Annotated in this window: 10 protein-coding genes and 1 pseudogene; 4 read left to right on the top strand and 7 right to left on the bottom strand. The window is 66.0% G+C overall.

The window, feature by feature from the left end; genetic code table 11:
* From ACTHNC_RS15435 to ACTHNC_RS15425, 3 genes and pseudogenes are all read right to left on the bottom strand, one after another.
* Window positions 1–288, bottom strand: a pseudogene (locus tag ACTHNC_RS15435) (hypothetical protein); the annotation flags it as partial.
* A gap of 262 nt (window positions 289–550) precedes the next feature.
* Complete coding sequence (locus tag ACTHNC_RS15430; protein ID WP_440295505.1) at window positions 551–1,321, bottom strand: sulfite exporter TauE/SafE family protein; 771 nt, start codon at window positions 1,319–1,321, stop codon at window positions 551–553.
* Between the two features lie 86 nt (window positions 1,322–1,407).
* On the bottom strand, window positions 1,408–2,604 hold the full coding sequence (locus ACTHNC_RS15425) for an MFS transporter (RefSeq protein WP_440295504.1): 1,197 nt from the start codon (window positions 2,602–2,604) through the stop codon (window positions 1,408–1,410).
* 363 nt (window positions 2,605–2,967) lie between these two features.
* Here ACTHNC_RS15425 and ACTHNC_RS15420 point away from each other — a divergent pair, with 363 nt between their 5' ends.
* Complete coding sequence (locus ACTHNC_RS15420) at window positions 2,968–3,636, top strand: hypothetical protein (protein ID WP_440295503.1); 669 nt, start codon at window positions 2,968–2,970, stop codon at window positions 3,634–3,636.
* Between the two features lie 53 nt (window positions 3,637–3,689).
* Window positions 3,690–4,184: a PRC-barrel domain-containing protein gene (locus ACTHNC_RS15415; RefSeq protein WP_440295502.1), complete on the top strand. Its 495-nt coding sequence runs from the start codon at window positions 3,690–3,692 to the stop codon at window positions 4,182–4,184.
* Window positions 4,185–4,198: 14 nt separating this feature from the next.
* On the opposite strand, the gene ACTHNC_RS15410 is transcribed toward ACTHNC_RS15415, so the two are convergent.
* Window positions 4,199–4,519, bottom strand: coding sequence for a DUF7882 family protein (locus ACTHNC_RS15410; protein WP_440295501.1), 321 nt, complete (start codon window positions 4,517–4,519; stop codon window positions 4,199–4,201).
* Window positions 4,507–4,770: a hypothetical protein gene (locus tag ACTHNC_RS15405; protein WP_440295500.1), complete on the bottom strand. Its 264-nt coding sequence runs from the start codon at window positions 4,768–4,770 to the stop codon at window positions 4,507–4,509. Before ACTHNC_RS15405 ends, ACTHNC_RS15410 begins: the two co-directional genes overlap by 13 nt.
* 106 nt (window positions 4,771–4,876) lie before the next feature.
* Between ACTHNC_RS15405 and ACTHNC_RS15400 the strand changes: the two genes are divergently transcribed.
* Window positions 4,877–5,539, top strand: a complete 663-nt coding sequence (locus ACTHNC_RS15400) for a response regulator transcription factor (RefSeq protein WP_440295499.1) — start codon at window positions 4,877–4,879, stop codon at window positions 5,537–5,539.
* Window positions 5,540–5,573: 34 nt separating this feature from the next.
* Here the strand turns inward: ACTHNC_RS15400 and ACTHNC_RS15395 are convergent, their stop codons facing one another.
* Window positions 5,574–6,203 (bottom strand): TetR/AcrR family transcriptional regulator, encoded by a 630-nt coding sequence (locus tag ACTHNC_RS15395; RefSeq protein WP_440295498.1) that lies wholly within the window; start codon window positions 6,201–6,203, stop codon window positions 5,574–5,576.
* A gap of 74 nt (window positions 6,204–6,277) precedes the next feature.
* Between ACTHNC_RS15395 and ACTHNC_RS15390 the strand changes: the two genes are divergently transcribed.
* Complete coding sequence (locus ACTHNC_RS15390; protein ID WP_440295497.1) at window positions 6,278–6,703, top strand: ester cyclase; 426 nt, start codon at window positions 6,278–6,280, stop codon at window positions 6,701–6,703.
* A gap of 6 nt (window positions 6,704–6,709) precedes the next feature.
* Here ACTHNC_RS15390 and ACTHNC_RS15385 read toward each other — a convergent pair whose 3' ends face one another.
* The gene (locus ACTHNC_RS15385; protein WP_440295506.1) at window positions 6,710–7,369 is read right to left on the bottom strand and encodes a histidine phosphatase family protein; all 660 of its coding nucleotides are present in this window, start codon (window positions 7,367–7,369) and stop codon (window positions 6,710–6,712) included.
* Window positions 7,370–7,520: the final 151 nt, after the last annotated feature.

Raw genomic sequence — 7,520 nt, 5'->3', positions numbered from 1 at the left:
AGACGTGACGTTCAGCCTCGCCTGTCGCACGAGCGCGGCCGCGGCGAGGTCCCAGAGGAGTGACTGACCGCACTCTTCGGCGCGGTCGAGGCGCTCTCCGGTCAAAGCCACGAACACGTGTCCGACCCGCTCGATGTAGCCGAGGAGCTGGCAGCCCACCTTGATCTCGTCCAGTTCGCAGGTTCGAGGCACCACCTTCAGCGTTACGGTGTCGATCCGATCCGCGTCGATGCACAGCCGCACGCGCACCTCACGTGAACCATCGCCGATGAGATCACTTTGCGACATGATGGCCTCCTCATCGCCGCCAACTTCAGGAGATCCGAAACTGCACGGGTTCCACACGTTGCCGATAGCGGGGGCGTGACGCCGGATCCTTCAACGACGGGCGGATGTCGATGAAAGGGCGAACTGTTCACACCGCCGGAATCGGCTGCTTTCGAAGAACCTGTGATTCACGTAATACGTGCCCATGCATGGCAATGTCAACGGGGTGCGCCCGACTTGACGAGCGCGACCAAATGCGCATCCGAGATGCCAGCATGGCGGCTCAGGCGAAGCCTTGCCACACGACGTATGGCGCGAGGATGAGGAGCGCGGCGATCATGAGGTACTTGAGCACCCGAGGAGGGAGTGCTCGCGCGAGCTTCCAGCCGATGAGAACGCCGGCCAACTCGGGAATGCCGACCAACAGAGCCAGTGGCCAGTCGATGCTGCCTGCCGCAGCGTAGCCGATCGTGCCGACTCCGGCCACGATGATCGACTGCAGCTGCGCCGCCGCCAGTGCTTCGAGGACCGGTACGCCGATGGAGACGAGGATCGGCACGGCGAGCATGGGACCGCCGATGCCGACCAGCCCGGCCACGAGCGCGACGCCGAACCCGAGGATCGCAGCGAGCAGCGCCCCAGGGCGTGACCGGTCGCCGCTCGAACGGATGGCGTCCCTGACGAGGAGCAGCACTGCCACGGCCACCAGGAGCAGCCCGAGCAGCACGCCGAACACCGACTTCGGAGCGATCCGGTTCAACAGGACGCCGACAGGCGTGCCGACAGCGGCAGCGGCGGCGAGGATGATCGCGAGCCGTCTGGTCTGTCGGGTGCGCAGCTGACCAGACCGTACGTAGGCCGCAGTGCCGAGGACGCCGGTGGCGACGTGGGTGACGATCGCCGTTCCCGCGACTTGCGCCGGGCTGAGTCCGGTGAACGCGAAGAGGCCGACTGTGGGGAGTACGCCGCCCGGTCCGATCGCTGTGATGCCCACGCCTCCGACGAGGCCGAACAGCGCCAACAGGATCAGAACCGGGAGCGAAAGAGCGGCCACGCAGTGGTCCTCCTCATTGCTCGGTCATGGCACGAAAGCACCTACCGTAGCGGGTTCGGGAGGCGCGGTGACGCAACTGCCGACCGCTAGCCCTCTGTCGGTGTAGCGGTATCGCCCTTCTGACGCAGCCCCGTTGCGGCGCTGAACGCGACGAGGGCTGCGATCAGCGCGAACACGCCGAAGCCGGCCGGCAAGCCGGCAGCCGCACCGACGCCGCCGACGATCAACGGGCCGGCCGCGTCGCCGGCTTCTCGTCCCAACTCCGCCGATCCCATCGTTCGGCCGAGCCGCGCTTCCGGGGTGGTCGATGCCAGGTGGCTGAAGGCCACCGGCGTGAGCAGAGCCACGCCGGTTCCCACCAGAACAGCCGCGACGAACAGGGCCGGCGCGCTCGGGAACAAGGCAAGAACGCCGCATCCCGCCGCGACGATGATCGTGCCAAGACCGCACGCCATGCGCACTCGGAGTCTGTCGGAATCATGCGCCCGACCGACGAAGGGCTGCAGGATCGAGGACGTCACCGCGATCACCGCGACCGCGACAGCGGAGACTACGAGGGGGATGCCCAGGCCGGTCGCCAAGGCAGGCAGCATCCCCGTCAACGACCCGATGGCCGCGCTGCCGACAGCGAGTACCGCGACCGGGATCAGGAATCCGGGCCTGGTCACCGACCTCGCCAGCGCGGCAATGGTGGCGCGCTCTCTCGGCAATGGATGGATCGGAGCCACCACGATCCAGACCGCCGCTGCGGTCACTGCCGCCATCACGCTCAACAGTCCGAACAGCCATCCGGTGCCCGCGAACGCGACGATCACGGCCCCTGCCACGGGGCCGCCGGCGTAGCCGAGCGACTTCCACGAACCGTACCGGCCGAAGTAGCGACCGCGAGTACCGGGCGTGGCCAATCGAGCCACGGCGGCCGAGGACGCCGGAGAGAATGCCGACGCACCTGCGCCCTGCGCCAGCCGCACCAACCCCAGCCACGTCGGCCCGGTCGCGAACACGCCGGCAACCGAAGCGATAAGGAACAGCACCAGTCCACCGAGAATCACCGGTTTCGGACCGATCCGATCCGATAGCGCACCGAACACCGGTTTCAGGATCAACTCCGCGACGTCGTACAGCGCCAGGAAGATGCCGAGCCACCCGAGGGTGAGGCCGAGCCGCTCATGTTCCCCGCCGACGGCAGCAGCGATGCCGTTCGCGCCGAACGCGGTCACGAACCCTGCCAGATACAACGGCCACAGACGAGGAGCCTGCCGCCGGCCCTTCTCGTCGCTCACCGGCGACGTGAACTTCCCGAATCGGCCACAGAAAGATTGTTCACCACTCGGGCGCAATGACGAGTCCGCACGGGTCGCCGAGTTCCGCGGAAGCGGTGGGCCAACCGGCCTCCACCCCTAGAGGGCCGATTCTCTACACGGCCGTCGGCCCACCGCTTCCGCTTCCCAGTGTGCCGAGCAGACGGAGAGAAGATCACCCGTTGACGTGACGGTCGCGGCTCTGCTTCTGGATCGACATCGCGCAGATCGCAGGATGTCAACCACCTCCGCGAGGACCAGCGGGCGCCTATGGTGGACGCCTGAATCCTGGCAGAAGTCGTTACGGATGCCTGGAGACGCTGTGAGGCACCGAAGGAGTATTCGATGACGAACGCGGAAGAACCGTCGACCCCGGAACGACGTCCGGGTGAGCCGCTCTTTGAGCCCGATGAGACGCAGGCGGCCGTCCCCGTGGACGCCGACGCGACGTTGCGGCACGACGTCGTCGAACGCGAGAGGGAACACTTCGGCGGAATGAGATTCTGGTCAGCGTTCTTCGGCTGGCTGACGGCAACGGGGACGGCCGTGATCTTGACGGCGCTGGTCGCCGCCGCTGGTGCGGCGGTCGGTCTGGCTGCCAACGGCTCTCCGTCAAAGGCCGCGAACGTCGCCGGTGCCAATGCGAACACGATCGGCATCGCCGGCATCATCGCATTGATCATCGTGCTCTTCGTCGCGTACTTCTGCGGCGGTTACGTCGCCGGCCGCATGGCGCGCTTCGATGGGCTGAAGCAGGGCCTGGCCGTGTGGCTCTGGGCCGTCATCATCGCCGTGATCGTCGCCATCGTCACGGCGATCGCGGGAGCGCGGTTCGACATCCTCGGCAGTCTCAACAGCTTTCCGCGCATACCGCTGGGTGAGGGTGAGCTCACGGTCGCCGGTATCGTCACGGCGATCGCCGTGGCCATCGTGAGCCTGATCGGGGCTCTGCTGGGTGGACTGGCGGGCATGCGGTATCACCGGAGGGTCGACGCGGTCGGCCTCGGCCGCTGATCCACGGAGCATCAAGTCCTTTAAATACTCGAAGCATTCAGGGGGCGGATCACATGATCGGAGCCAACAACTCGGCAGCGCTCGTCGGCGGCACCGTCGTCGATGAGGCCGGCGAGAAGATCGGAACCGTCGGCGACCTCTTCGTCGATCCCGCCTCGGGACAGCCGAACTGGATCACCGTGAAGACCGGTTTCTTCGGCACGTCGAAGATCTTCGTGCCCCTCGACGGCGCGGATGCCGAGGGTGAGACCGTCCGCGTGCCGTACGCGAAGAACTTCGTCAAGGATGCGCCGCGCGTCGACTCGGATGGCCCTCTCGGACACGAGGACGAACGTCGACTCTACGACTACTACGGGTCAGCGGAAGAAACCGGCGACGCCGACCCGACGGACCGGTCGGACATCGCGGCCGACGACGCGGTGCAGACCTCGGACCCGGCGCAACGGCCGGACACCGCCGGCGACGGTGCGGATCCGACCTCCGACCCGACGGTCGTCGACGCTCCGCGCCCACATGGGCGGCACGTACGAACCGCACCTCCCAGCTAGACGTGCGGTGTGCGCTAAAGCTTCCTGCTCGTGCTCGCCGGCGTGCCGTCCTCGTTGCGCACGATCAGCCCTCTCGACCCGTTGGCTTCGCCTTGCAGCAGTGCGACCCACTCACGGTTCAACGACGGCACTCGGGAACCGGTGTACTTGAAGTACACCGGTGAGCTGGGATTCATCCAGATCGACTGCCGGCTGGTGTTGCTGTGGGTCTTCTCGAGCCACGACATGAGGAACGATTCCCGACGCCTGAATTTGTTGACGATCACGAACTCGAGGTGAGTCAGGAGGCGGTCGTCGAACTCGATCTCCTGAGGTCCGTAGATCAGGACACCCATTCGCCGGCTTCCTCGTCGGCGCCGACAGGAGCGTTGTCCCGTCCGCACGGATGGAGACACGCGGCCCGGCTGCGCAGTTCCGCGATGATCAGTTGCTCGCGCTGGGTGATGAAACGGGCCGCGTACGTATCCCCGGCCGTGTCGGCCCGTCTCACCACCAGCTCTTCGATATTGCCGAGCTCGAGAACGAGCTCGCGGATGGAAAGGGTTTTGAGTGGACGCCTCGGGTTACCGGCAACATCGTCGATCATGGTTTCCTCTGCGACGCCGGGTCTGGGCGCCACCGTCAACGGTACGGATGCCTCGGGATGGAAAAACCACCCCTAGGGGTGGAACTCTGATCTGTAGCCTGATCGCATGTCGCTCACGCTTGCGCTCATCAACGACTACGAGGTGGTCGTCCGTGGACTCGCCTCGATGTTGAGCCCGTACCAAGCCCGGGTGCGAGTCGTGGAGCTGGATCTGCAGCACCGCGTGAGCTCGCCTGTGGATCTCGCGCTCTACGACACCTTCGCGGCGCCGCAGGGTGACCGGGAGAAGTTGCGGGATCTGGCGGCCAACCCGATGGTGGGCAAAGCCGTGGTCTACTCCTGGAACATGGATCCCACCCTCGTGGCGGGCGCGCTGGCGAACGGAGCGCAGGGCTACATCTCCAAGAACCTGCCTGCGGGTCCGCTGGTCACAGCGCTCGAAGAGATCAGTCGAGGGGACGGCCGTGTCTATGACGCCGCAGGTCGAGCCACGCACTCAGCGGGGGACTGGCCCGGTCGGCAGGAAGGCCTCACGCAGCGCGAGGCCGAGGTTCTTGCCTTGATCGCGCAGGGCTTCACGAACACGGAGATCGCCGACCTCGCACATCTATCGATCAACTCGGTCAAGACATACATTCGCAGCTGTTACCGGCGGATCAATGTCGACAGCCGCACGCAAGCTGTGCTCTGGAGCATCGCGCACGGATTCCAGCCCGACTACGCCGCTATTACGCGAGTCGAGCCGCAATCGCAGGGGGAGACGCTCTGACTCCACGCCGCACGACGCGCGTTGCGTCGTGGGTTCACTCTGCGCGTTTGAGCTTCCCATCCGTCAGCTGACTCACGAGCGTGTCGGCCAGCCAGCTCTCGAAACGTTGAGGCGACCATCCTGATTCGACGACCAGCTCTCCGTACACGCCGGAGGCGGCGAGCGCGCGGAAAGTGGCCTGGGCGTCCGCCACGGGCACGGTGAGGTCCGGCTCCACCGAGGCGATGAGCGAGTCCATCACCCGGTTGCGTCCTCGAAGTTTGCCGCGCAGGAGCTCCCGCGTCTCCTGGTCTTCGTCGATCGCGGAATCGAGGATGCGCACCACGTCGAAGTCGGTCGCGTAGAGAACCGTCAGCCAATGTGCCGCGCCGCGCAGCCTGGCTCCCGGGTCGGACGCGCCGAGGACCTGTTCCGCGAGCGGACGGGCGCCCGCGCGGCGCAGCCACTCCTCACAGATCGCATTGAGGATCTCCCGCTTCGCGCCGAACGCCGCATACACGGTGCGGTTTCCCACGCCCGCCTGCCGGGCGATCGCATCCATGCTCGTTGCGCTGTAGCCGTCGCGCGCGAAGAGGCTCCGGGCGGCCTCCGCGATACGAGCCTTAGTCGCCTCGGCCTGCTCGCGCCGATACGAGGAAATCTGCTTCTTGACCTCCGCCACCACAGGGCTGATACTAGCCGTGCAGTGAGTGCAGTAATACTGCATCGAATGCACTAAATCTGCAAAGGAGAAGGATCATGGATGCGACGGCAGCGACCGCGCCAGCGGTCAGGGTGATCGAGCGGATGCTTCATGAAGGCTTCAGCGCGGGGAACACGGGCATCGTCGACGAGCTGTGTGCCCCGGATGTCGTCGAGCATCAGTTCGGCCTGTCCGGCGAAGGGCAGGAGGCGATCGCGAAGATCAAGAAGGGGATTTCGGATGTGCACGCCGCATTCCCCGACCTCGTTTTCACCGTCGAGGACTCGCTGGAGAGAGGGGACACCGTGTGGGTTCGTGCACACGGCGCCGGAACCAACTCGGGTCCGTTCTTCGGGCCACCGACCGGCAAGCCGGTCACCTTCACGGTCTTCGATGTGGCGCGAGTGATCGACGGAAAGATCGTCGAGCACTGGGGCGTTCCCGACCGCTTCGAGATCCTCGCCCGGCTCGGCCGTCTCTGAACGACCTCAGCTCGTGTAGCTCAGGTCGTTGACCGTGTCGACGGTCCAGGATCCTCGCGAGTAGGTCAGCTGGTTCACGGCGCCGTTGCCGAGACCGGTCGGAGGCAGCCTGTCCGCCTGTCCCCAAAAGCTCAGAAGGCAGCTGATCGAGAGACCGCTCGAGACGACGAGGATCTTCGCGTTCGGGCCGTGCGCCGCCGACGACACGATGTCTTCCAGGGCCGCAAGCATGCGGGCGGCGACGGGAGCCGATTTCTCCGCGACAGTGTCGGCCGGGTACGGGTTCACGCTCGGGATGGCATCCACGAGCTGGAAGATCGACGCTCCCGCCGCGAGGGCGGCTCCCATGCTGGAGTACCCGAGTGCGCCGGCCGCGGCATCCCACATAGTCGTGCCCGGCGAGCCCTCGAACCCGCCGAAGGCGACCTCTCGGAGCCGCTCGTCACGAGTGACCGTCAGTGACGACCGTGCTCCTTGAAGGATGCCGGTCGCCGTCTGGAAATGCCGCACCATGTCCGCGCTGTAGGCGGCAGTTAGCCTGCCGTCTCGTGCAGCCAGGTTCTTGCCGATCGTCTGCGCGGTGGGTGCCCAGGACACGGTCAATGGGGAATCGCTCCAGCCTTGGGCGAGCCCCTCCCTGTTGAGCCAGGTCTGCCCGTGGCGCACAACGTAGACCGTGTCGACGACGTCTGAAAAGTAGGCCGATGTGACGGTCGAAAAGTAGGCCACTGATTCGTCGTGTTCAGTCTGCCGTGTCTTGGGTTTTGATGCTCGGGAGACTGTCGATCCCGCGTCCGCGCAGCCGGTAGCTGGCGCC

The organism is Humibacter sp., from assembly GCF_051954055.1.
Lineage (GTDB): Bacteria > Actinomycetota > Actinomycetes > Actinomycetales > Microbacteriaceae > Humibacter.
Note: the sequence above shows the minus strand (reverse complement) of the source record. Positions and strands in the feature narration are given on the sequence as shown.

Coding starts and splice junctions, on each gene's coding strand:
- ACTHNC_RS15420 (WP_440295503.1), top strand. CDS start 2,968: ATGACGAACGCGGAAGAACCGTCGACCCCGGAACGACGTCCGGGTGAG.
- ACTHNC_RS15415 (WP_440295502.1), top strand. CDS start 3,690: ATGATCGGAGCCAACAACTCGGCAGCGCTCGTCGGCGGCACCGTCGTC.
- ACTHNC_RS15410 (WP_440295501.1), bottom strand. CDS start 4,519: ATGGGTGTCCTGATCTACGGACCTCAGGAGATCGAGTTCGACGACCGC.
- ACTHNC_RS15405 (WP_440295500.1), bottom strand. CDS start 4,770: ATGATCGACGATGTTGCCGGTAACCCGAGGCGTCCACTCAAAACCCTT.
- ACTHNC_RS15400 (WP_440295499.1), top strand. CDS start 4,877: ATGTCGCTCACGCTTGCGCTCATCAACGACTACGAGGTGGTCGTCCGT.
- ACTHNC_RS15390 (WP_440295497.1), top strand. CDS start 6,278: ATGGATGCGACGGCAGCGACCGCGCCAGCGGTCAGGGTGATCGAGCGG.